A 22,317-nucleotide genomic window follows, 5' to 3' on the forward strand; every position below is an offset into this window, starting at 1 on the left:
GTGATTTTTTCTACTGACTTCCCTATAATCCTGCGACCCACCGTTACTGCAGGCCTGTTTCTGTGAAACGAGAGGCCGAGAGAAACCAAACGCTCGAAGGGGCAACTTTGGACTCTTAGACAGTGGGGGCATTTTAATGCTCCTTTTAGTGTAAATTTTATTTAACGGGTTATTATTAGCATGAAAACTTTCGTTGCTAAACCAGAAACTGTAAAACGCGACTGGTATATCGTAGACGCTGAGGGTAAAACTCTAGGTCGTCTAGCAAGTGAAATTGCATCTCGCCTACGTGGCAAACATAAAGCTGAATACACTCCTCACGTAGACACTGGTGATTACATCATCGTTGTAAACGCTGAGAAAGTTACTGTAACAGGTAACAAAGCAGCAGCTAAAACTTACTACCGTCACACTGAATTTCCAGGCGGCTTAAAATCAATCACTTTCGACAAGCTGATTATTCGTAAGCCAGAGATGGTTATTGAGCTAGCGGTTAAAGGTATGCTACCACGTGGTCCTCTAGGCCGTGCTATGTACCGTAAGCTGAAAGTTTACGCTGGCGCTGAGCACAACCATGCTGCTCAACAACCAAAAGTACTAGACATCTAATTGGGGATTTCGAAAATGGCAGAGAATCAATACTACGGCACTGGCCGTCGCAAAAGCTCAGCTGCACGCGTTTTTATTAAACCAGGCAGCGGCAACATTGTAATCAACAAGCGTAGCCTTGATGTTTACTTTGGTCGTCCAACTTCTCGCATGGTTGTTAAACAACCTCTTGAGCTAGTTGAACTAACTGAGAAACTAGATCTATACATCACTGTTAAAGGTGGTGGTATTTCTGGTCAAGCTGGTGCTATCCGTCACGGTATCACTCGCGCTCTAATGGAATACGACGAATCACTACGTCCTGTTCTACGTGCAGCTGGCTACGTTACTCGCGACGCTCGTTGCGTTGAACGTAAGAAAGTTGGTCTGCGTAAAGCACGTCGTAAACCACAATTCTCTAAGCGTTAATCTTTTTTCAAAAGATTCGCTTCCAGTGTTACTGGATTGTGGTTCAAAAGCCCGGTATTTATACCGGGCTTTTTGTTTTTTGGTGTTAGCAAACACTCATTTTTTTAATCACATCATTTGGTTGTTGCTCTTTAATCTTCCTTTTGTGACCTCACGTGCGATTTACTTCACGAATGTTACGAAAAGGTAGCTTTATCTTGTCAAAAAGTAGGGTTTTATTTATGATTTGCCATCAAATAAATACAACTAGATTCGTATTTTGTTAGCCATGCTCTTGATAAGCGGAATAATAATAATCCACAGGGAGCAAATGGGAGAATGTTTGGATGAGCAATGCGCCTTTAAATAACGGTCGCAGACGTTTCTTAACCGCGACAACAGCCGTTGTCGGAGGGTTAGGAGCCGCTGCTGTCGCCGTTCCTTTTATTAAATCTTGGAACCCAAGTGCCAAAGCCAAAGCGGCTGGAGCCCCCGTTGAAGTTGAAATCGGTAAACTTGAAGAGGGGCAAATGGTTCGTGTTGAGTGGCGAGGAAAACCTGTTTGGGTTGTTCGTCGCTCTCAATCAGTGGTCGATGGGCTAAAAGATATCGAAAACCAACTTCGAGATCCTCAATCGGATGAGCAGCAGCAGCCTAATTATGCGCAAAATGCTTATCGATCGATTAAACCTGAATATTTCGTTGCTGTGGGTATTTGTACTCACCTTGGCTGTTCACCTACTTATTTGCCTGATTCTTTTAGTGAACAAGTTCAAGGGGTTAAATCTGGTTTTTTCTGTCCTTGCCATGGTTCTAAATTTGATATGGCGGGTCGAGTTTTTCAAGGTGTTCCGGCACCACTAAACTTGGTTATCCCTCAATATATGTATCTTAGCGATACTCGTATTGTCATAGGATTAGATGAGACCGGGGAGGCTGCATAATGCAAGTTTTACTTGATTGGGTAGAAAAGCGTTTACCTGCAATGAACGCTTACAAAAAACACCTATCTGAATATCCAATGCCGAAAAACTTTAACTTTTGGTATTTGTTTGGATCGTTAGCCATGTTGGTTCTTGTTAACCAACTGCTCACTGGCGTGTGGCTAACCATGAACTATGTGCCATCAGGTGAAGGGGCTTTTGCATCTGTTGAATACATAATGCGTGATGTTGAGTATGGTTGGTTACTGCGCTATATGCACTCCACTGGCGCTTCAGCTTTCTTTGTGGTGATTTATCTACATATGTTCCGTGGCTTAATTTACGGTTCCTATCAGAAGCCTCGTGAGCTGCTATGGCTATTTGGCATGCTGATCTTCTTAGTGTTGATGGCTGAAGCCTTTATGGGATACTTGCTACCATGGGGACAAATGTCCTACTGGGGAGCGCAAGTTATTATCTCTTTGTTCGGGGCAATCCCCGTTATCGGTGATGATCTAACTCTATGGATACGTGGTGACTACGTTATTTCAGGTGCCACTCTGAACCGTTTTTTTGCACTACATGTGATTGCTTTACCTATTGTTTTATTGTTGCTAATTGTTCTCCATATATTAGCACTGCATGAAGTTGGCTCTAATAACCCTGACGGTATTGAAACCAAAGTACCAAAAGGTTCGATGGGCGATGATTATAAAACGCAGTTTAAATTTCATGACTACTACACTAAGAAATACGACATCATTGATTCGATTCCATTCCATCCTTACGGGACAGTAAAAGATCTTATTGGTGTAGCTGGTTTCTTAATCCTGTTCTGTTATGTGTTGTTCTTTAACCCAGAGATGGGGGGCTACTTCCTTGAGCCGCCTAACTTCGAAGCGGCAAACCCACTGAAAACACCTGAACACATTGCACCTGTTTGGTATTTCACACCGTTTTATGCCATTTTACGTGCTGTTCCTGATAAGCTAATTGGCGTGATTGCAATGGGTGCATCGATTGTAGTGCTGTTCTTATTGCCATGGTTGGATCGCTGTAAAGTTCGTTCTTACCGTTATCGCAGTAAGTTCCACTTGTTCAATATTATTCAGTTCACCATCTGCTTTATTGCTTTGGGTGTTTTGGGGGCGTTGCCAGCAACGCCGACTTATACCCTCATGGCGCAGATATTTAGCTTAGGTTATTTCATGTTCTTTGTTTTGCTCTATTTCTACAGCAAAAATGAAGCAACAAAACCATTACCAGAGAGGGTGACATTTAAATGAAAAAGTGGATTGTAGTTTTATTTGCAATGCTGCCGTCACTTGCTCTGGCAGCTGGCGCAAATGTACATCTAGATAAAGCGAATAATGATTTAAGGGACCAAGCATCACTGCAGCATGGTGCCAAGTTATTCATGAACTACTGTTTTGCTTGCCACTCAACTCAGTACCAGCGTTATGAACGTGTAGCGAATGACTTGAATATTCCTGCGGATTTGATGAAAGAGAATTTGATCTTTGATCCTAATGCCAAAATTGGTCAACTGATGGAGAATGCAATTCCAGACACCTCTGCAGCGAAATGGTTTGGTGCGCCGCCACCTGATTTAACGCTGGTGGCCCGTGTTCGTGGTACTGACTGGTTGTATACTTACCTTCGCTCATTTTATGCCGATCCTAGCCGGCCTTTTGGCGTAAACAACATTGTATTCCCAAGTGTGGGTATGCCTCATGTGCTTGAAGAGCTGCAAGGGGTCCCACAGCCTGTTTATGGCACTCACAGTGTCAATGGTGAGGAAGTGAAGAAGGTTGTTGGTGTCGAGTCTGATGGAACGGGGGAGCTGAGCCAAAGTGAGTATGATCAAGCGGTCCGTGACATTGTTAACTTCCTTGAATATTCAGCAGAACCAGTCAAGCTTGAACGTCAAACTTTAGGTTGGTGGGTAATGGCATTCCTTGTGCTATTTACTATCGTGGTCGTTCTATTGAAGAAAGAATATTGGCGTGATGTGCATTAATTGTGCTACCATGCGGCGTTAATTTCTAATTTTTAGAATCTTCAATGGAGGCTTGGCCTCCATTGTTTTTATATCTGTAAGTGTGCTGGAGGGCTCCATGGCTGTAGCTGCCAATAAACGTTCTGTGATGACGCTATTTTCGAGTGCATCTGATATGTATAGTCATCAGGTACGTATTGTTCTAGCGGAAAAAGGTGTCAGTGTTGAAGTAGAATTAGTTGATGAAACCAATCTGCCAGCTGACCTTATTGAGCTAAACCCATATAAGACAGTACCAACGTTAGTTGATCGTGAGCTTGCTCTTTATGACTCAAAGATCATCATGGAATACTTAGATGAGCGTTTCCCTCATCCACCGCTGATGCCTGTTTATCCTGTGGCTCGTGGTAATAGCCGTTTGATGATTTACCGTATTGAGAAAAACTGGTACTCACTGGCTGAGAAAGTCGTGAAGGGCAATGCGGAAGAGTCAGAAGCTGCTCGTAATAAATTACGCAATGATCTGCTTACTCTTGGTCCTGTGTTCGCGGAATACGAATATTTCATGAGTGAAGAGTTTAGCCTCATTGACTGTTATTTAGCTCCATTACTATGGCGCTTACCTATTTTGGGTATTGATCTGATTGGTCCTGGCTCTAAAGAGCTTAAAGTATATATGAATCGTGTTTTTGAGCGTGATTCATTCTTGGCTTCTTTAACAGAAGCTGAACGTGAGATGCGTTTAGTTCGTTAAGGCAGTTTGATGGATATCTCTCAAATGACTCCTCGCCGACCTTATATGCTTAGAGCATTTTATGATTGGCTATTAGAAAATGAATTGACTCCTCATGTTGTTGTGGATGCCACTCTTACGGGTGTACGAGTGCCGATGGAGTTTGTGCAAGATGGACAAATTATCCTTAATCTTGCCCCAAGAGCGATAGGTAACCTTGAGCTTGGCAATGAAGCGATTACGTTCAATGCTCGCTTTGGCGGACGTCCTCATTCGGTCATAGTGCCTTTGTACGCAGTGCAAGCTATCTATGCACGTGAAAACGGTGCAGGTACTATGTTTGAACCGGAAGAGGCCTATATCCCTTATCTAGAAGCGGGCATAACAGAGGAATCTGAACAAGAGCCGATGTTAAGCGTTGCTTCTCAAGAAGATGAGGAATTATTAGAGACTCGAGCACAAGAAACCTCTCGGCCGAAGGGAAAACCAAGCTTAAGAGTTATTAAGTAACTCATTTTCACACATTAAGCAGTCATGATCGAAAAAGCAGCGATATTCGCTGCTTTTTTTCTAAAAAAAACAAAGGATAACCTAGGTTATTCGCTGTATTGAAATGCCTTAATCACCTGTTTTACGCCTGATATGTTTCGAGCAATATCACTGGCTAGATTAGCCTGTTCTGCCGAGACATAGCCAAGTAAAAATACTTCTCTATTTTCTGTGATTACTTTGATTTTGATTGTGTTCAGTTCAGAATTGGCCAACAGCGCTGATTTTACTTTAGTCGTAATCCAACTGTCGTTACTGATTTCGCCAATTGATAAAGGCGCTTTTATTCTGACTTGATTATGAATGGTTTTGACCCCTTTTGTCTCACGTGCTTTATTTTCAAACTCATTGAGTAATCCGGAGTTTTCAGCTTGTCCCATCAACACGACAATCCCTTGATAAGAACTGGCCGTAATGCGAGTTTTTCCGTTAAAGGGGGCTTTATTGGCGATACCTGCTACTTCAAATTCGATGTTATTATCATTCCAAATTTCTTGAGTGGTTCGAGGGTCTGTTACTAGGCTCGCTGTTGTTGCCGCGCCAGCAAGGATAACTCCTGCACAACCTGATACAGCAAAGCTCAACAGTAGAATGAGTGAAAGTTTTAATCTATTCATTGTCTATTCTTCATGAGAAGGGAAAAGGACTTGATCAATCAAGTCACATAAGCAGTGTAGGGTGACCATATGAACTTCATGGATTCGAGCCGTCCGCTGCGAGGGGATGCGGATCTCCACATCATTTTCACCTAGAAGACCAGCCATTTCTCCGCCGTCTTTGCCTGTGAGAGCGATAATCGTCATATCACGAGTCACAGCCGCTTCCATCGCTTTAATGATGTTTTTGCTGTTACCACTGGTTGAAATAGCCAACAAAACATCACCAGGTTGACCAAATGCACGTACCTGTTTCGAGAATATTTCTTGGTAGTGATAGTCGTTAGCAACTGCGGTTAACGTGGTATTGTCTGCGGTTAATGCAATGGCGGGTAAACTCGGGCGTTCAGTTTCAAAACGGTTCAGTAAGCAAGAAGAAAAAAGCTGGGCATTGGCCGAAGAGCCACCATTACCGCAACAGAGAATTTTATGACCGTTAAGTAGCGTTGCCACCATGGCTTGTGCAGCATGCGTGATCGCATGGGGTAGTGCTTCAGCAGCCGCAATTTGAATTTGGATGCTTTCGGTAAAACTGTCTTTAATGCTGTCGAGCATCGTTTATCCTTGAGTTATTGCGTTTTTAATCCACTCAATGTGGTGCACATCTTGGTGGATGGCGATCACATCGAAACGAAAATCGGTGTCATAGGGCGATAGGCCATGTTTCAGTAGCCATAAATTCGCGGTTTTCATCAACTTTGCCATTTTTGCGGTAGTAACCATTTCTGCGGCATGCCCATGACATTGGTTTTTTCTGTATTTAACCTCTACGAACACTAAGGTGTTTTTATCTCGCATAATGAGGTCGATTTCACCGACTTTGGTATTGAAGTTTTGTTCAATAAAAGCCAAACCACAACCTAATAAATAGTGTTTGGCTGCGGTTTCATACTGTTGACCAACTGCGCGGCGACTAAAGAGCGCCATGCACCGCCCAACTGATCTCTCTCTGTACCACGCATTGCTCATCAATACTTAATGTGCCTGTTTTGCCATCGATACTATACCCCTCGACGACCTTCATTTGTGGCAACTCAGTCATTAACTGATAAGCATCCATACCTAATGCTTGTAAGCGCCGCTCGCTATTGGAGTTCTTTGGCCACAATTGGTTCATTTCATTATCCAGCATTGAATTGGGATGAATGAGTAATGGAATATCGCTATAAGTTACACCAGAGAGGTCTTCATACTGTGTGTTACCACTGTTACTACGAGAGTTTGAAAACAGTTTGGGTGGCTTAGTGTCAGGGTTAATTGCGACCTCGATAAAGGGTTTAATTAAAGTCAATTCTGCGCTGTTAGCCACGATATAAACCGAATCGATATCACGACGACTGCGGGGCAGGCTTTGCAAATCAATACCCATCAACGCATCCATTTGCGCGATATTTTGTTGGCTATCTTGCAGACCAAATACTGAGTTAATGTTGCGTTGCAATTGACGCTTATCACCAAATAGGTTCACCGATACTTTATTCTTGCTGTATTTTTGCCATTCTGCGTTAAACGCTTCTACTACACGCTGGCCGTAATTACCTTGAGGAGCGAGTATTAAAGGGTATTGATAGCCTTGGCTAAACAGATACTTAGCGGCTTGTTCAACCTCTTGCTCTGGCGAAAGTGCAAGATAGCAAGTGTTAGGATGATCTTCAATTTGGTCTGGAATATTCAACGCCAGCGTAGGGATAGAAGCTAAGCGTGCTTGTTGAAGCTTATGTAGATTCTCGATGTTCTCTTTGATGAGTGGTCCAACAATGAAATCAATGTTTTTTTCAATCAATTGCTTGTCTATGAGCGCGGCGTCTTCGGCATTGGTATCAATCACAGTCAAGGTAGCATTGAGGTCACGGTTACGGTCATTCATCATCGCCATGATAAAGCCATCACGGATCAGTTGAGCTTGCGTGGCAAACTTTCCGGAAAGAGGAAGTAACAACGCGGTGTTAGTGGGTTTGATGATTTCCAGCGCTAAAATATCTTGTATCGCTTTAGGCGTATAACGAGCCGCTGGGTGATTGCTGTTTTCCGCAAGCCATTTTTCGAGCGTATTCTTCAACTGCGGAATATTGCTATTGAGCGTTTTCATATATACAGCCAGTTGTAGCCAGCCATCGAGCACGTTTTCGTTAGGCTCTGGATTTAATTGGGTAATTTCACGCTCGCTATAGTGATTGAAATTGAGCCAAATTTGATCGGCAATCGCCTCTTGCTCGGCATCATCAACGTAAGTGCTTAATGCAATAAGCTCCCTACTTGAATCAAAAGGGCGGCTGAGCGCGGTAAAAATATCGGCGCGCATTTGATGGTATTGAGCCCATGTTTCAGGGCTTAGCTTCCACCAAGCCTGAAAATTAAGCTGAGAGAGCGCTTGTGAAAACTGTTCCGCATTACTCAACAACTGCGCCTTAGCCATTTGCCATTCAGCTTGTTGCGCTTCAGAGAGCGACTGTTTGGCTAAGCGCATAATCAACAGTTGCGCTTGTTCGCTGTTGTTTTCGTTAATGGCGGCTTTAAGAGCCATGATCAACCAATCATTTTGCAGTGAACCTTGGCTACTATCTGCTTGCATCAAGTAAGTTTGCGCTGACTTGGTGGGATCTTGCGTAATATCGACTGAGGTGGGCGTCGACGGTGAAGACGAACACGCCGCCAAAGCCATTGCTAATGCAACGGGCGTGAATAAGCGTGGTACACTGAGTCTCGGATGGTTCTTCATAGCCATGAGTTCTTTCGTTATTCCGTGTAAAATTGTCTCTATATTAATCGTTGAAGTGATGGTAAACAAATGACAGATAGCAAAACCTTGCCAGCAGAGATCCCAACTCTCTACATTGTTCCTACGCCAATTGGCAATTTGGGTGATATTACCCAGCGAGCCATTGAAGTACTCTCAAGTGTTGATGTTATCGCTGCGGAAGATACACGCCATACTGGCAGACTTCTCGCTCACTTCAATATCCAGACTAAAACCTTTGCCTTGCATGATCACAACGAACAGCAAAAAGCACAAGTGTTAGTCGATAAATTATTATCAGGGCAATCTATTGCGTTGGTTTCTGATGCAGGAACGCCACTGATCAGTGATCCAGGGTACCATCTTGTCAATCAATGTCGTCAAGCTGGTGTGAGAGTTGTGCCACTTCCGGGCGCCTGTGCTGTGATTACTGCACTCAGTGCATCAGGCTTGCCTTCTGATCGTTTCAGTTTTGAAGGTTTTTTGCCGCCGAAAAGCAAAGGGCGTAAAGATAAATTCCTAGAGATCGCTAAGGCTGAACGCACCTGTATTTTTTATGAGTCACCACACCGAATTAGCGAATCACTGCAAGATATGTTAGCTATCTTAGGGCCAGATCGTAACGTGGTGCTAGCCCGCGAGCTCACCAAAACCTTCGAGACGATTCAAGGTTTGCCGTTAGGCGAACTGATTAATTGGATTAATGAAGATGAGAACCGCAAGCGTGGTGAAATGGTGTTACTGATCCATGGTTACAGAGAAAGCGTGGACGATAGCTTGCCGGACGAAGCATTGCGCAGTTTAGCGATTTTGACAAAAGAGCTGCCTCTGAAAAAAGCGGCCGCATTGGCGGCTGAAATTTATAACCTTAAGAAAAATGCCCTTTATAAGTGGGGGCTTGAAAACCTATCTGCTTAATTAGCCAGCGGCATCTTGATGTTTTAAATCGATGGATAATTAAACGCTTAAGCGTGAATTAAACACAGAAGTTGTTTGAGCCTAGACAGTACCTATCTTTCTCTATACAATCCGCCCTCGGAGTTGACTGGGTAGTCGCTGCTTCATTGATGTCCTTTAGCCTTGTGTTGGGGAGACTGATGGAGGGGAGGAAAGTCCGGGCTCCATAGAGCAGGGTGCCAGGTAACGCCTGGGGGGCGAAAGCCTACGACAAGTGCAGCAGAGAGAAGACCGCCGATGGCCCAATTTCTTCGGAATGGGCACAGGTAAGGGTGAAAGGGTGCGGTAAGAGCGCACCGTGCGTCTGGCAACAGTTCGTAGCAAGGTAAACTCCACCCGGAGCAAGACCAAATAGGCTTCCACATTGCGTTGCTCGCGTAAGGAAGCGGGTAGGTTGCTTGAGCCAGTGAGTGATTGCTGGCCTAGACGAATGGCTACTGCCGCGCAAGCGGAACAGAACCCGGCTTATACGTCAACTCCACCTATTGCAGACCCATCATAACTCTTGCGGTTATGATGGGTTTTTTGCTTTTTATTGACGAAAATTATTTCGTAAGCACTAAACTTAGCGCAATATCACGTGATGCCAACGTCAAGTGGTAGCGATGCGGCGTTAAATCAGTAAACTGAATACTTGCGCCGTAGCCGATTGCTATATTTCAGCTTTAGCCCGATGAGAAAACGATGACTGAACCTTTTCAACACATTTCTGTACTACTGAATGAATCCATTGATGGCCTTGCTATCAAACCAGACGGTATTTATATCGACGGCACGTTTGGCCGTGGTGGTCATAGTCGTACAATTCTCTCTAAGTTGGGTGACAATGGTCGTCTGTACAGCATAGATCGCGATCCACAAGCGATTGCTGAAGCTGGAAAAATTAACGACCCGCGTTTTACTATCATTCATGGCCCATTCTCTGGCATGGCACAATACGCTGAGCGCTACGATCTGGTCGGGAAAGTGGATGGAGTACTACTTGATTTAGGCGTTTCCTCGCCGCAGTTGGACGATGCCGAGCGCGGTTTTAGTTTCATGAAAGATGGCCCGCTTGATATGCGTATGGACCCGACGTCGGGGATCCCTGTCTCGCAGTGGCTTGCGCAAGCCGATTTGGACGACATTACTTGGGTGATTCGTGAATTTGGTGAAGACAAGCATGCGCGCCGTATTGCCAAAGCGATTGTCGCTTACCGTGAAGACGATGAAAAAGAGCCTCTGACGCGCACCAGTCAATTGGCCAAACTGATTTCAGAAGCCGCGCCGAAAAGCTTTAAAGAGAAAAAACACCCGGCTACGCGCTCATTTCAAGCATTTCGTATCTATATCAATAGTGAATTAGAAGAGATCGACACTGCATTAAAAGGCGCAGCTAAGATCTTAGCCCCACAAGGGCGCTTATCGGTGATCAGTTTCCATTCGCTTGAAGATCGCATGGTCAAACGCTTTATTCGTAAAGAGAGTAAAGGCCCAGAGGTTCCACATGGTTTGCCGTTAACAGAAATACAAATTCAGGCATTGGGCTCAGCCAACTTAAAACCAGTTGGGAAAGCGATTATGCCAACTAAAGAAGAGGTGGAACTCAATCCCCGTTCACGCAGCTCAGTATTACGAGTTGCTGAAAAACTGTAGTCCATGTCTAAGTCGCCGCCTAACTTAACCAAACTGATTGCACTTGACCTGTTTACGGTGGGTCGAGTGCCGCTTATTTTGTTAATGTTAATTTTTGCCAGTGCGATGGGAGTGGTGTTTATTACCCATCATTCTAGGCAGGCGATTTCAGAAAAAGATCAAACCTTAGTTGAGCGCGAGCGGCTCGATAATGAATGGCGTAACCTCATTCTTGAGGAAACGGCCCTCGCAGAACATAGCCGCGTGCAGAACCTTGCCAAACAAGAGCTGGAAATGAAGCGACCTGATTCTGATAAAGAAGTGGTGATTACGCTCAAATGAAAAAAAACAAAGACAAAGCCCAAGCGGCACCTCGTCAAGAAAAAGCGACATCTCCTATTTTGATCCGTTGGCGATTCTATCTCATCCTCTTTTTTGTATTCGTTGCTTTCGCTTTATTGGTTGGGCGCGTTGCCTTCATCCAAATTATCGAACCGGATAATTTGATCCGCGAAGGGGATATGCGCTCTGTCCGAGCCAAAACCTTGCCATCGGCACGCGGAATCATTTCAGATCGTAATGGTGAACCTCTCGCAGTCAGTGTTCCTGTCGATGCAGTATGGGCTGATCCTGTGGCTATTTTTAAAGCCGGCGGCTTAGTTGAACGTGAACGTTGGTACGCACTGGCTGATGTGTTAGGCATTAAGCGCAGTGAGCTGCTGAAAAAAATTGAAGAGAACCAAACCCGCCGTTTTATCTATTTGCAGCGTCAAGTTAGCCCTGCAATGGCCAATTATATTCGCGAACTTAAATTAGCGGGTGTGGGGCTCAAGGCCGAATCTCGCCGTTACTATCCAGCCGGTGAGGCGAGTGCGCACTTAATTGGTGTGACGGGCATCGATGGCCACGGTTTAGAAGGGGTTGAGCGCAGCTATGATAAATGGCTGACGGGGGAAGCTGGCAAACAGGTGATCCGCAAAGATCGGTATGGCCGAGTGGTGGAAAATATCTCGCTTGAAGAGCGTGAAGAGGGCAAGCCACTGGCGTTGACCATTGACCAACGTTTGCAAGCGATCGCCTTTCGTGCGGTCAAGCAAGCTGTGGCGGACTATCGTGCCACTTCGGCATCGGCGATTTTGCTCGACGTGAAAACGGGTGCAGTATTAGCGATGGTTAACGCCCCCTCATACAACCCCAATAACCGTTCCGATTGGCAAAGTTTTAAAATGCGTAACCGCGTGATCACGGACGCCTTTGAACCGGGCTCAACTGTCAAACCTTTTGTAGTATTGGCCGCGCTTGAAAATGGCGTTGCGAATGACAAAACGGTGATTGATACAGGGAATGGCATCATGCAAATCGGCGGCAGTCGAGTGCGTGATACCTCAAAAGTCGGCAAAGCCGATTTAACCTTAATTCTGAAAAAATCGAGTAACATCGGAGTGGCTAAGCTGGCGCTTGAAATGCCTCTCGAAGCCCTATTAGGTATGTATACCTCTGTAGGGCTTGGTGAAATGTCGGGTTTAAACCTCGTCGGTGAGACTTTGGGTATTTTCCCGAATCGCCGCCGTTGGTCACCGTTTGAAATTGCCACCTTGGCATTTGGCTATGGTTTGTCAATTACCCCCATTCAGTTGGCTCATGCTTATGCCACTTTAGGCAATTTAGGTCAGTACCAACCAATCCATATTATTGACAGCAACCAGCAAGATTTATCACGCCAAGTGGTTGATAAAACTAATGCTAAGAAAGTGTTGGAAATGTTAGAAACCGTCACCCAACCCGGTGGCACAGCAACTCAAGCTGCGGTTCCGGGCTATCGCATTGCGGCCAAGTCAGGCACTTCGCGCAAAGCGATTGCCGGCGGTTATGGTGATGAATATTTTGCTTACACGGCAGGAGTGGCTCCAGTGAGCGACCCTCGAGTCTCGTTAGTGGTGATGGTGAATGAACCTCAAGGTGACTTATATTATGGCGGTTCCGTTGCCGGCCCTGTCTTTGCCGAAATAATGAAAGGAGCGTTGCAGATCCTCAATGTCGCTCCTGATGAAAATCGATTCCAAAAATAATTAAGAGAGAAGCACAATGACGCCGAGTATGTGTTTACAAGATCTCATCGCCCCTTGGCTTGACCTCGATGGCCATTATATTTCAACGTTGTCGGTGACTCGTTTAGTGCTCGATAGCCGTAAAATATCATCCAATGATACCTTTATTGCAGTGGTCGGCCATGCCATCGACGGAAGGCAGTTTATTGATAGCGCTACTCAAGCTGGGGCGAATCTGGTATTGGCTCAAGCGTGTGGGCAGCATCCGCATGGCAGTATGACTACAGTCAATGGCGTGTTAGTGATTTACCTTGCTGATCTAAACCAACATCTATCTCAACTGGCATCGCGGCTTTATCGTTCGAAGACCAATACGTTGATTGGGGTTACGGGAACCAACGGTAAAACCACCATTACTCAATTAATCGCGCAGTGGATTGACTTGTTAGGCGAGAAAGCGGCGGTGCTAGGTACGACGGGTAATGGTTTTCTTAACTATTTACAGCCTGCCGCCAATACCACAGGTAATGCCATTGAGGTCCAAGAAACACTCTATCAATTAGCGCAGCAGGGCGCTCGCTATACTGCGCTGGAAGTCTCTTCGCACGGATTAGTTCAAGGGCGAGTTCAAGCATTGAAGTTCGCTGCGGGCGTGTTTTCTAACTTAAGCCGCGATCATCTCGATTATCATGGCACCATGGAAGAGTACGCCAAAGCAAAGCTCTCCTTATTTACCGCTCATCACTGCCAACACGCTGTCATTAATGCCGACGATGCGGTGGGTGCGAGTTGGTTAGCGCAGTTGAAAGCACCGATTGCCGTCTCTTTAAAGCAGCAACCGCAATGCGCTAAAGCGCTGTGGGCGAGCTCGGTCTCTTACAGTGATAATGGTATTTCATTAACCTTCGACGGCTACTATGGTCAAGGTGAATTGAGCGTGCCGTTGATTGGCGAATTTAACGCCAGCAATCTTCTACTCGCTTTTACCACTATGCTGACTTTAGGTTTTGATAAACAAGCCTTGATGACAACGGCTTCTCAACTGCAGCCGGTCTTAGGGCGAATGGAGCTCTTTCAAGCGCCAAATCGTGCGAAGATCGTCGTCGATTATGCACACACGCCCGATGCTTTGGAAAAAGCACTATTAGCACTTCGCGTTCATTGCCAAGGTCAGCTATGGGCGATTTTTGGTTGTGGTGGCGACCGTGATAAAGGCAAACGCCCGATGATGGCCGAAATTGCAGAGCGCTGCGCCGATAAGGTCATTTTGACCGACGATAACCCTCGTAGCGAAAAACCGGCAGACATTGTGCAAGATATGGTGGCAGGGCTTGAGTTTGCAAGTCGCGCACACGTTGAACACAATCGTTACGCTGCCGTGCAATACGCCCTGCAACATGCTGATCAGCAAGACATCATTTTATTGGCAGGCAAAGGGCATGAAGATTATCAAGTGATGGCCCATCAAACTATCCACTATTCGGATCGCGAAACGGCGCAAACTTTACTGGAGATAAGTGCATGATAGAAGTCTCTTTACAGCAATTGACGCACGTTTTGCATGCACAATTGGTTGGTTGTGATGTCACCGTATCTGAGGTCTCGACCGACACGCGTCAAATCAAACCCGGTGCGCTCTTTGTTGCCTTGGTCGGTGATAAATTTGATGCTCATGAGTTTGCTGCACAAGCGGTTGCGTCTGGTGCAAAGGCGTTATTGGTTCAGCGCCCTTTGGCAGTTTCGGTTCCTCAACTGGTGGTCACCAACACCAAACAGGCGTTAGGCCAGCTTGGCGCTTGGGTTCACCAACAGTGTCAAACACCGACCGCAGCGATTACAGGCAGTTGTGGTAAAACTACTGTCAAAGAGATGGTGGCAAATATTTTATCAGCCAAAGGGCGCGTGCTCTTTACTGCTGGCAATTTTAATAATGATATCGGCGTGCCGCTCACTCTGCTTCGCTCTGATCTTAATGATGCGTATGCGGTGATTGAGTTAGGGGCGAACCATATTGGTGAAATTGCTTATACCACCTCTTTAGTGAAGCCGGATGTCGCATTGGTGAACAATGTTGCCGCGGCGCATCTGGAAGGTTTTGGCTCAATTGAGGGTGTAAAACAGGCGAAAGGTGAAATTTATCAAGGCCTTGCTTCAGGTGCGACAGCCATTATTAATTTAGAAAGCCACGGTGGTGAGCGGTGGAGCGCTATTTTAGCGGACAAAACCGTTAAAACCTTTTCCAGCCGTCAAATGGCAGATTTTTACGCTCGTGGTATTAAGCTTAATGAACAAGGTGAAGCCCGGTTTGAAATGATCACACCCGTCGGTCATATTGACATTGGGCTCAATATTGTGGGTGAACATAACGTTTCCAATGCGTTGGCGGCGGCGGCATTAGCCATGGAGTTGGGTGCAAATCTTGAAGAGGTGCAGTACGGACTTGCGCATCTAGCTCAGGTGAAAGGGCGTGTTGATGTCACCCAATTGAGCTCGACTGTGAAACTGATTGATGACAGTTACAATGCCAGTGTTCCAGCAATGAAAGCGGCGGTTGATCTACTTAACACTTTCTCTGCAAGGCGTTGGTTAATTTTAGGCAATATGGCTGAGTTGGGCGATGAAAGCCTTGCACTTCATCGTCAAGTCGGTGAACATGCTGCACCATTCCAGTTTGACTATGTCCTTACTTACGGTCGCGATGCAAAAGTGATCAGTGACCTATGCCATGGCCTCCATTTTGAAAGCCATGCGGACATGATTGCTTATATCGAGCAGCAATTATCACAATTCGATCAAGAGTCTCATACCTTACTTGTCAAAGGTGCAAACAGTGCGGGTATGAGTAAAATTGTGGCTGCTCTCAAGGAGAAATACTCATGATTATTTGGCTCGCGGATCTACTCCAGCCATACTTCTCTTTTTTTCGTCTGTTCGAATATCTCTCATTTCGGGCCATCGTCAGTATTTTAACCGCACTTGCTCTGTCGTTATGGATGGGGCCGCGCTTGATTAAACGTTTGCAACTACTGCAAATTGGTCAAGTAGTGCGTAACGACGGTCCTGAATCACATTTTAGTAAGCGCGGTACGCCAACCATGGGCGGAGTGATGATCCTCGCCTCTATCATTATTACCGTACTGCTGTGGACTGATCTCTCAAACCCTTACGTGTGGGCTGTACTCGCGGTGCTGCTTGGTTATGGCGTCGTCGGTTTTGTGGATGATTATCGCAAAGTGGTGCGTAAAAACAGTGATGGATTGATCGCGCGCTGGAAATACTTTTGGCAGTCGGCCATTGCGTTGATAGTGGCGTTTGCTCTCTATGCACATGGCAACGATACCGCTGCTACTCAGCTTGTGGTGCCTTTCTTTAAAGATGTGATGCCGCAACTGGGTTTGCTCTACATTGTGCTGACCTATTTTGTCATCGTCGGAACCAGTAACGCGGTGAACTTAACCGATGGTCTGGATGGTTTAGCCATCATGCCGACGGTTTTAGTTGCTGCCGGTTTTGCTGTGATTGCATGGGCAACTGGGAACGTCAATTTCGCCAGTTATCTGCATATTCCTTATGTTCCTTATGCCTCTGAGTTGGTGGTGGTGTGTACTGCAATTGTGGGGGCCGGTTTAGGTTTTCTGTGGTTCAACACTTATCCTGCGCAAGTCTTTATGGGTGATGTGGGTTCACTCGCTTTAGGCGGTGCACTCGGTACAATTGCGGTGTTGGTTCGTCAAGAGTTTGTGTTAGTGATCATGGGCGGCGTGTTTGTGATGGAAACCTTGTCGGTGATTTTACAAGTCGGTTCCTACAAATTGCGTGGTCAACGTATTTTCCGGATGGCCCCTATCCATCACCACTATGAATTGAAAGGTTGGCCAGAACCACGCGTGATCGTCCGTTTTTGGATTATCTCAATTGTGTTGGTGTTAGTGGGTTTGGCTACACTAAAAGTGCGCTAGTGATAGAGCAAAACGGTGTTGAATGGAATGAAGATGGATCGTTGGCAAACTGTTAATAATGTGGTGGTCGTGGGGCTGGGTATGACGGGCCTCTCGGTGGTTAACTACCTTTTGAGCCTAGATCGCTCGCTCACGATTAAGGTGATCGACACACGTGAAAACCCGCCAGGTCGAGAGCATTTAAGCTCGCAAGTTGAGCTACATTGTGGCGGCTGGAACAAAGCTTGGTTATTTGACGCTGACCTGATTGTTACTAATCCGGGCATTGCTTTAGCTACGCCAGAGATTCAACAGGCGTTAGCACAACATATTCCCGTGGTGGGCGATATTGAGCTCTTTGCTTGGCAGGTGGATAAGCCTGTTATCGCTATCACAGGAGCCAACGGCAAGAGCACAGTGACGGATTTAACCGGAGTGCTTGCTAAAGCTGCTGGGGTTAAGGTTGTCGTTGGCGGCAATATTGGTGTGCCTGCTTTAGATCTACTTCAGCAAGAGGCCGATCTTTATGTGCTGGAGCTCTCAAGCTTCCAGCTAGAAACGACCTCAAGTTTAAAACTCGTCTCTGCTGCCTTTCTCAATCTGACAGAAGATCATATGGATCGCTACGATGGTATGGAATCGTATCGCCAAGCTAAATTGCGCATTTTTAAGTATGCGCAAGCGGCGGTCGTGAACGCCGATGATAGCCAGACGGAACCTCCCTCATTTTCAGGTCACATCGCACGTTTTTCCGTTGAACATGACGCGGACTATTGCACGCAAATGATTGATGGCAAATCGTTCTTAGTGGCGAAAGGCACGCCATTGTTAGCAAGCGAAGAACTCAGCTTAGTGGGACGACACAATAGTGCTAACGTGCTCACTGTGCTCGCACTGCTCGATTTGGCGGGTGTTGATTACTCATCTGCGCTTGATGCATTGAAATCTTACCGCGGGCTGACACATCGTTGTCAGGTTGTTGCTGATAATCACGGCGTAAAATGGGTCAATGACTCGAAAGCGACCAATGTCGCAAGCACTCAAGCGGCGTTGTCGGGGTTAAATTGCCAAGGGATTTTGTATCTGCTTGTGGGGGGCGTTGGCAAGGGCGCTGATTTCTCGCCATTAGCACCGATACTAAAAACATTGAACGTAAAACTGTGCTGTTTTGGCGTTGACGGTGGGCAATTCATGCCACTGCATCCATCGGCTCAGTTCTATTCATCGATGGAAGAGATTATCGTATCGATCAAACCGCAGCTGCGTCGTGGTGATATGGTGATGCTCTCGCCTGCTTGTGCCAGTTTTGATCAGTTTAAAAACTTTATGGCCAGAGGTGACGCCTTTGCCGAGCTTGCGCAGCGTTACGCTTAATCAACAGGAAATTGCATTTTGTCCTTTTCAAGCCTCATCAAAATGACTCGTCAATGGTTTCAGAGCCAAGCGCCTGAAGCCTTGTTTGATCGTCAATTGGTATGGATTGCTTTAGGTTTGATGCTGACTGGGCTTGTGATGGTGACATCGGCTTCGTTTCCTATCAGTTCGCGTTTAACGGATCAACCGTTTCACTTTATGTTTCGTCACGCCATTTTCTTGATGCTGGCTATCGTGACATCGAGTGTGGTGTTGCAAGTGCCAATGAAACGTTGGATGCAATACAGCTCGGTGCTACTTGGCGTCTCTTTTATGCTGCTGATTGTGGTTTTGCTCGCGGGCAAATCGGTCAATGGTGCCTCGCGTTGGATCCCGTTGGGGTTATTTAACCTGCAACCTGCTGAGGTCGCGAAACTGTCACTGTTTATTTTCATGGCTGGTTACTTAGTTCGTAAACAAGATGAAGTGAGGCAAACCTTTTTTGGTGGTTTCATGAAACCGATTATGGTGTTTGGAACCTTGGCTATCTTGCTACTTGGTCAGCCAGATTTGGGAACCGTGGTTGTGATGCTTGTGACTCTGTTTGGTATGCTGTTTATTGCTGGGGCCAAACTGTCACAATTTATTGCGCTCATGGTGGCTGGAATTGTTGCGGTAATCGCACTGATTGCGGCAGAGCCTTACCGTATTCGCCGTGTAACTTCATTTCTTGACCCGTGGGAAGACCCGTTTGGCAGCGGTTATCAATTGACTCAATCTTTGATGGCCTTTGGTCGTGGAGAGTGGTTTGGTCAAGGGCTTGGTAACTCGATTCAAAAGCTAGAGTACTTACCTGAAGCGCACACTGATTTCGTATTTGCAGTGCTGGCTGAAGAGCTCGGTTTTATTGGCGTTGTACTGGTTCTACTGCTGATTTTTAGTCTAGTGCTTAAAGCGGTGTTTATCGGTAAAAAAGCCTTTGAGCATGATCAGCAATTTGGTGGCTATTTGGCCTTTGGTATTGGAATTTGGTTTGCATTCCAAACACTCGTCAATGTGGGTGCTGCAGCGGGTATGGTGCCGACTAAGGGCCTAACGCTGCCCTTGATCAGTTACGGCGGTTCAAGCTTAATTATTATGTCGGTTGCGGTGTCGATCTTATTGAGAATTGATCATGAATGTCGACTCAAAGATCGCAATCGAGTGTCTATAGAAAAAGAATCCAATGATAAACAATAAACGTTTAATGGTTATGGCTGGTGGCACGGGGGGACATGTTTTTCCCGGTCTCGCTGTGGCTAAACAGCTCCAACTGCAAGGTTGGGAGATCCGCTGGCTAGGGACTGCGGATCGGATGGAAGCAGAATTAGTGCCTAAACATGGTATTGAGATCGACTTTATTCAGGTCAAAGGTTTACGTGGCCAAGGCATAGGGCGTTTGCTGAAAGCGCCTTTTCAAATTGTGAACGCGATTTTTCAAGCGCGTCGTTATTTGAAGCAGTGGCAACCTGATGCGGTGCTCGGCATGGGCGGATACGTCAGTGGCCCCGGTGGCGTGGCAGCGTGGTCTATGGGAATTCCCGTTGTGCTTCACGAGCAAAATGCCGTAGCAGGGTTAACCAACCGTTGGCTTTCGAAAATTGCCAAACGCGTATTTCAAGCCTTCCCCGGAGCCTTTACTGAGGCGCAAGTCGTAGGTAATCCTGTACGTCAAGATGTCGCTACATTACCTGCACCGCAAGTACGCTTTGCTGAGCGAAATGAACCGATCCGCATTCTCGTGATGGGCGGCAGCCAAGGTGCGCAGATTCTCAACCGAACTTTGCCTGACGTACTAGCTGTGCTTGGCGATAATTACCAAGTTTGCCATCAAGCAGGCAAGCATAATCAACAGTCGGTTGAGCAAGCTTATCGCGCGCTTCAGATCAAAAATGCACACGTTACCGAGTTCATTGAGGATGTGGCTGGCGCTTATGCGTGGGCTGATTTACTGGTGTGCCGCTCGGGAGCATTAACGGTTTCTGAAGTGGCAGCGGCCGGTGTTGGCGCTATATTTATCCCTTTTATGCATAAAGACCGACAGCAAGCGCTTAACGCGGATCACTTAGTCGCTTGTGGTGCGGCCAAAATGATTGAACAGCCGCAGCTCACAGTAGAAAAACTAGCGCAAGAGATTGCTTCTCTTGAGCGTCATGATCTGCTGTTGATGGCGCAACAAGCGCGTGCAGCCGCACAACTGGATGCTGATAAAGTCGTTGCCGACGCTATCATCGCACTTACCCAATAACGAGAAATTTTTCATGACCATTAAACATACTCAAGATTTAGCTCAAATCCGTGCCATGGTGCCAGAGATGCGCCGCGTCAAGTGTATTCACTTTGTCGGTATTGGTGGGGCGGGAATGAGCGGAATTGCAGAAGTATTGCTCAATGAAGGCTACCAAATTACCGGCTCTGATCTCGCTTCCAACCCTGTGACTGAAAGATTGGCAAGTAAAGGGGCTATCATTTATATCGGTCATCAAGCCACTAATATTGAACTCGCCAGCGTGGTGGTAGTCTCTACTGCAATCGATGAGCTAAATCCTGAACTGAAAGCGGCGCGTGAGCGACGCATTCCTATTGTTCGTCGTGCAGAAATGTTGGCGGAATTAATGCGTTTTCGTCATGGCATTGCGGTGGCTGGTACGCATGGTAAAACAACGACTACGGCATTGGTTACGCAAATTTATTCTGAGGCTGGTTTAGATCCCACGTTTGTTAATGGCGGGTTAGTCAAAAGCGCTGGCACCAATGCGCGTTTGGGTTCAAGTCGGATTTTGATTGCTGAAGCTGACGAAAGTGATGCTTCATTCCTTCATCTTCAGCCTATGGTTAGTATCGTGACTAACATCGAAGCGGATCACATGGATACGTATGGTGGTGATTTTGAAACGCTCAAACAGACCTTCATCGATTTCTTACACAACCTGCCATTTTATGGTCAGGCGATATTATGTATTGATGATCCTGTTGTGCGTGAAATCATTCCACGTATCAGCCGTCAAGTGATCACCTACGGTTTTGCCGATGATGCCGATGTCAGGATTGAGAATTACCATCAGCAGGGGCAACAAGGCCAGTTTACGGTCGTCAGACAGGGACGAGCCAATCTGGATATCACGCTTAATATTCCAGGTCGTCATAATGCGCTTAATGCCTCCGCGGCTATTGCAGTGGCAACGGAAGACGACATCAGCGATGAAGCGATTTTAAAAGCGATGGCTAGCACCCAAGGTACGGGACGTCGTTTTGATCATCTGGGCGAGTTTGATACGGGCAATGGGGTTGCGATGCTCGTTGATGATTATGGTCATCATCCGACCGAGGTGGGCGTGACTATTAAGGCGGCGCGTAGTGGTTGGCAAGAAAAACGGCTAGTGATGATTTTCCAACCTCATCGCTACAGTCGAACTCGCGATCTGTATGATGATTTTGCCAATGTACTGGAGCAAGTCGATGTGCTGATCATGCTCGATGTCTATGCCGCAGGAGAAAAGCCGATTGCGGGAGCCGATGGTCGATCGTTGTGTCGAACGATACGCAGTCGCGGTAAAATCGATCCTATTTTTGTTCCCGACAGTACCATACTGCCTTCGATTCTGGCTAATGTATTACAAGATGGTGACCTCGTGCTGACGCAAGGTGCTGGGGATATCGGCAAGGTAGCGAAACATTTAGCGGGGCTCGAACTGAATATCAGTAAAATGCAACAGGTTTAATTTAAATGGCTTATTTGTGTATCAATATTGAATAACATGGTATCCAGTCCAGA

22 protein-coding genes and 1 other RNA gene are annotated in these 22,317 nt (G+C 46.3%); 19 read left to right on the top strand and 4 right to left on the bottom strand.

What is annotated here, in order from left to right; all coding sequences use genetic code 11:
- The first annotated feature begins 180 nt into the window (after positions 1–180).
- The 7 genes from rplM (at position 181) to sspB (ending at position 5,161) form a co-directional block, all read left to right on the top strand.
- Positions 181–609 (top strand): 50S ribosomal protein L13, encoded by a 429-nt coding sequence (gene rplM / locus EXZ60_RS11660; protein WP_013856066.1) that lies wholly within the window; start codon positions 181–183, stop codon positions 607–609.
- Between the two features lie 15 nt (positions 610–624).
- Entirely contained in the window at positions 625–1,017 is a 393-nt protein-coding gene (rpsI, locus tag EXZ60_RS11665) for a 30S ribosomal protein S9 (protein ID WP_010318040.1), read from the top strand.
- A gap of 326 nt (positions 1,018–1,343) precedes the next feature.
- Positions 1,344–1,940, top strand: a complete 597-nt coding sequence (gene petA, locus EXZ60_RS11670; protein ID WP_010318038.1) for a ubiquinol-cytochrome c reductase iron-sulfur subunit — start codon at positions 1,344–1,346, stop codon at positions 1,938–1,940.
- Positions 1,940–3,205, top strand: coding sequence for a cytochrome bc complex cytochrome b subunit (locus EXZ60_RS11675; protein WP_017042661.1), 1,266 nt, complete (start codon positions 1,940–1,942; stop codon positions 3,203–3,205). The genes petA and EXZ60_RS11675 overlap by 1 nt, the downstream gene beginning before the upstream one ends.
- Positions 3,202–3,939: a cytochrome c1 gene (locus tag EXZ60_RS11680; protein ID WP_088721285.1), complete on the top strand. Its 738-nt coding sequence runs from the start codon at positions 3,202–3,204 to the stop codon at positions 3,937–3,939. Before EXZ60_RS11675 ends, EXZ60_RS11680 begins: the two co-directional genes overlap by 4 nt.
- A gap of 97 nt (positions 3,940–4,036) precedes the next feature.
- Positions 4,037–4,672 carry a stringent starvation protein SspA gene (gene sspA, locus EXZ60_RS11685; protein ID WP_026027272.1) on the top strand — a complete coding sequence of 212 codons (636 nt, stop codon included), beginning with the start codon at positions 4,037–4,039 and terminating at the stop codon, positions 4,670–4,672.
- A gap of 9 nt (positions 4,673–4,681) precedes the next feature.
- A complete protein-coding gene (sspB, locus tag EXZ60_RS11690; protein ID WP_026027949.1) occupies positions 4,682–5,161 on the top strand; it encodes a ClpXP protease specificity-enhancing factor in 480 nt (159 codons plus the stop codon).
- Between the two features lie 86 nt (positions 5,162–5,247).
- On the opposite strand, the gene EXZ60_RS11695 is transcribed toward sspB, so the two are convergent.
- Genes EXZ60_RS11695 through EXZ60_RS11710 form a run of 4 tightly spaced genes read right to left on the bottom strand, consistent with a single transcriptional unit; the run spans position 5,248 to position 8,575 of the window.
- Positions 5,248–5,817, bottom strand: coding sequence for a BON domain-containing protein (locus tag EXZ60_RS11695; protein WP_017042658.1), 570 nt, complete (start codon positions 5,815–5,817; stop codon positions 5,248–5,250).
- Positions 5,818–5,820: 3 nt separating this feature from the next.
- Positions 5,821–6,411: a phosphoheptose isomerase gene (locus EXZ60_RS11700; protein WP_010318025.1), complete on the bottom strand. Its 591-nt coding sequence runs from the start codon at positions 6,409–6,411 to the stop codon at positions 5,821–5,823.
- A gap of 3 nt (positions 6,412–6,414) precedes the next feature.
- Positions 6,415–6,783: a YraN family protein gene (locus tag EXZ60_RS11705; protein ID WP_017046509.1), complete on the bottom strand. Its 369-nt coding sequence runs from the start codon at positions 6,781–6,783 to the stop codon at positions 6,415–6,417.
- Positions 6,770–8,575 carry a penicillin-binding protein activator gene (locus EXZ60_RS11710; RefSeq protein ID WP_064625876.1) on the bottom strand — a complete coding sequence of 602 codons (1,806 nt, stop codon included), beginning with the start codon at positions 8,573–8,575 and terminating at the stop codon, positions 6,770–6,772. The genes EXZ60_RS11705 and EXZ60_RS11710 overlap by 14 nt, the downstream gene beginning before the upstream one ends.
- A gap of 69 nt (positions 8,576–8,644) precedes the next feature.
- Between EXZ60_RS11710 and rsmI the strand changes: the two genes are divergently transcribed.
- From rsmI to murC, 12 genes are all read left to right on the top strand, one after another.
- Positions 8,645–9,511, top strand: a complete 867-nt coding sequence (gene rsmI, locus EXZ60_RS11715; protein WP_013856074.1) for a 16S rRNA (cytidine(1402)-2'-O)-methyltransferase — start codon at positions 8,645–8,647, stop codon at positions 9,509–9,511.
- Between the two features lie 119 nt (positions 9,512–9,630).
- Positions 9,631–10,034: RNase P RNA component class A (rnpB, locus tag EXZ60_RS11720), an RNA gene on the top strand.
- 200 nt (positions 10,035–10,234) lie between these two features.
- Positions 10,235–11,185, top strand: coding sequence for a 16S rRNA (cytosine(1402)-N(4))-methyltransferase RsmH (rsmH, locus tag EXZ60_RS11725; RefSeq protein WP_010318016.1), 951 nt, complete (start codon positions 10,235–10,237; stop codon positions 11,183–11,185).
- Positions 11,186–11,188: 3 nt separating this feature from the next.
- Positions 11,189–11,506, top strand: coding sequence for a cell division protein FtsL (ftsL, locus tag EXZ60_RS11730; protein WP_010318013.1), 318 nt, complete (start codon positions 11,189–11,191; stop codon positions 11,504–11,506).
- Complete coding sequence (locus EXZ60_RS11735) at positions 11,503–13,233, top strand: peptidoglycan glycosyltransferase FtsI (RefSeq protein WP_013856076.1); 1,731 nt, start codon at positions 11,503–11,505, stop codon at positions 13,231–13,233. The genes ftsL and EXZ60_RS11735 overlap by 4 nt, the downstream gene beginning before the upstream one ends.
- Before the next feature lie 16 nt (positions 13,234–13,249).
- A complete protein-coding gene (murE, locus tag EXZ60_RS11740; RefSeq protein ID WP_064625875.1) occupies positions 13,250–14,737 on the top strand; it encodes a UDP-N-acetylmuramoyl-L-alanyl-D-glutamate--2,6-diaminopimelate ligase in 1,488 nt (495 codons plus the stop codon).
- Positions 14,734–16,092, top strand: coding sequence for a UDP-N-acetylmuramoyl-tripeptide--D-alanyl-D-alanine ligase (gene murF / locus EXZ60_RS11745; RefSeq protein WP_199867767.1), 1,359 nt, complete (start codon positions 14,734–14,736; stop codon positions 16,090–16,092). Before murE ends, murF begins: the two co-directional genes overlap by 4 nt.
- Positions 16,089–17,171, top strand: coding sequence for a phospho-N-acetylmuramoyl-pentapeptide-transferase (gene mraY, locus EXZ60_RS11750; RefSeq protein ID WP_017046513.1), 1,083 nt, complete (start codon positions 16,089–16,091; stop codon positions 17,169–17,171). The genes murF and mraY overlap by 4 nt, the downstream gene beginning before the upstream one ends.
- A 33-nt stretch (positions 17,172–17,204) precedes the next feature.
- Positions 17,205–18,524 carry a UDP-N-acetylmuramoyl-L-alanine--D-glutamate ligase gene (murD, locus tag EXZ60_RS11755; RefSeq protein ID WP_199867766.1) on the top strand — a complete coding sequence of 440 codons (1,320 nt, stop codon included), beginning with the start codon at positions 17,205–17,207 and terminating at the stop codon, positions 18,522–18,524.
- 42 nt (positions 18,525–18,566) lie between these two features.
- Positions 18,567–19,742: a cell division protein FtsW gene (gene ftsW, locus EXZ60_RS11760; protein ID WP_038198341.1), complete on the top strand. Its 1,176-nt coding sequence runs from the start codon at positions 18,567–18,569 to the stop codon at positions 19,740–19,742.
- Positions 19,729–20,790 carry an undecaprenyldiphospho-muramoylpentapeptide beta-N-acetylglucosaminyltransferase gene (murG, locus tag EXZ60_RS11765; RefSeq protein ID WP_277435734.1) on the top strand — a complete coding sequence of 354 codons (1,062 nt, stop codon included), beginning with the start codon at positions 19,729–19,731 and terminating at the stop codon, positions 20,788–20,790. The genes ftsW and murG overlap by 14 nt, the downstream gene beginning before the upstream one ends.
- A 13-nt stretch (positions 20,791–20,803) precedes the next feature.
- Positions 20,804–22,264 (top strand): UDP-N-acetylmuramate--L-alanine ligase, encoded by a 1,461-nt coding sequence (gene murC, locus EXZ60_RS11770; protein ID WP_013856083.1) that lies wholly within the window; start codon positions 20,804–20,806, stop codon positions 22,262–22,264.
- Positions 22,265–22,317: the final 53 nt, after the last annotated feature.

Origin of the sequence: Vibrio sp. 1151_11, from assembly GCF_029478525.1 — a bacterium.
GTDB lineage: Bacteria > Pseudomonadota > Gammaproteobacteria > Enterobacterales > Vibrionaceae > Vibrio > Vibrio anguillarum.

Excerpts from the sequence above, each read along its gene's own strand:
- EXZ60_RS11680 (WP_088721285.1), top strand. The coding sequence starts at position 3,202 with ATGAAAAAGTGGATTGTAGTTTTATTTGCAATGCTGCCGTCACTTGCT.
- EXZ60_RS11735 (WP_013856076.1), top strand. The coding sequence starts at position 11,503 with ATGAAAAAAAACAAAGACAAAGCCCAAGCGGCACCTCGTCAAGAAAAA.
- murC (WP_013856083.1), top strand. The coding sequence starts at position 20,804 with ATGACCATTAAACATACTCAAGATTTAGCTCAAATCCGTGCCATGGTG.
- ftsW (WP_038198341.1), top strand. The coding sequence starts at position 18,567 with ATGACTCGTCAATGGTTTCAGAGCCAAGCGCCTGAAGCCTTGTTTGAT.
- petA (WP_010318038.1), top strand. The coding sequence starts at position 1,344 with ATGAGCAATGCGCCTTTAAATAACGGTCGCAGACGTTTCTTAACCGCG.
- sspB (WP_026027949.1), top strand. The coding sequence starts at position 4,682 with ATGGATATCTCTCAAATGACTCCTCGCCGACCTTATATGCTTAGAGCA.
- EXZ60_RS11705 (WP_017046509.1), bottom strand. The coding sequence starts at position 6,783 with ATGGCGCTCTTTAGTCGCCGCGCAGTTGGTCAACAGTATGAAACCGCA.
- EXZ60_RS11710 (WP_064625876.1), bottom strand. The coding sequence starts at position 8,575 with ATGAAGAACCATCCGAGACTCAGTGTACCACGCTTATTCACGCCCGTT.
- EXZ60_RS11675 (WP_017042661.1), top strand. The coding sequence starts at position 1,940 with ATGCAAGTTTTACTTGATTGGGTAGAAAAGCGTTTACCTGCAATGAAC.
- murG (WP_277435734.1), top strand. The coding sequence starts at position 19,729 with ATGATAAACAATAAACGTTTAATGGTTATGGCTGGTGGCACGGGGGGA.
- rsmH (WP_010318016.1), top strand. The coding sequence starts at position 10,235 with ATGACTGAACCTTTTCAACACATTTCTGTACTACTGAATGAATCCATT.
- EXZ60_RS11700 (WP_010318025.1), bottom strand. The coding sequence starts at position 6,411 with ATGCTCGACAGCATTAAAGACAGTTTTACCGAAAGCATCCAAATTCAA.
- ftsL (WP_010318013.1), top strand. The coding sequence starts at position 11,189 with ATGTCTAAGTCGCCGCCTAACTTAACCAAACTGATTGCACTTGACCTG.
- murF (WP_199867767.1), top strand. The coding sequence starts at position 14,734 with ATGATAGAAGTCTCTTTACAGCAATTGACGCACGTTTTGCATGCACAA.
- rpsI (WP_010318040.1), top strand. The coding sequence starts at position 625 with ATGGCAGAGAATCAATACTACGGCACTGGCCGTCGCAAAAGCTCAGCT.
- murD (WP_199867766.1), top strand. The coding sequence starts at position 17,205 with ATGGATCGTTGGCAAACTGTTAATAATGTGGTGGTCGTGGGGCTGGGT.
- EXZ60_RS11695 (WP_017042658.1), bottom strand. The coding sequence starts at position 5,817 with ATGAATAGATTAAAACTTTCACTCATTCTACTGTTGAGCTTTGCTGTA.
- sspA (WP_026027272.1), top strand. The coding sequence starts at position 4,037 with ATGGCTGTAGCTGCCAATAAACGTTCTGTGATGACGCTATTTTCGAGT.
- murE (WP_064625875.1), top strand. The coding sequence starts at position 13,250 with ATGACGCCGAGTATGTGTTTACAAGATCTCATCGCCCCTTGGCTTGAC.
- mraY (WP_017046513.1), top strand. The coding sequence starts at position 16,089 with ATGATTATTTGGCTCGCGGATCTACTCCAGCCATACTTCTCTTTTTTT.
- rsmI (WP_013856074.1), top strand. The coding sequence starts at position 8,645 with ATGACAGATAGCAAAACCTTGCCAGCAGAGATCCCAACTCTCTACATT.
- rplM (WP_013856066.1), top strand. The coding sequence starts at position 181 with ATGAAAACTTTCGTTGCTAAACCAGAAACTGTAAAACGCGACTGGTAT.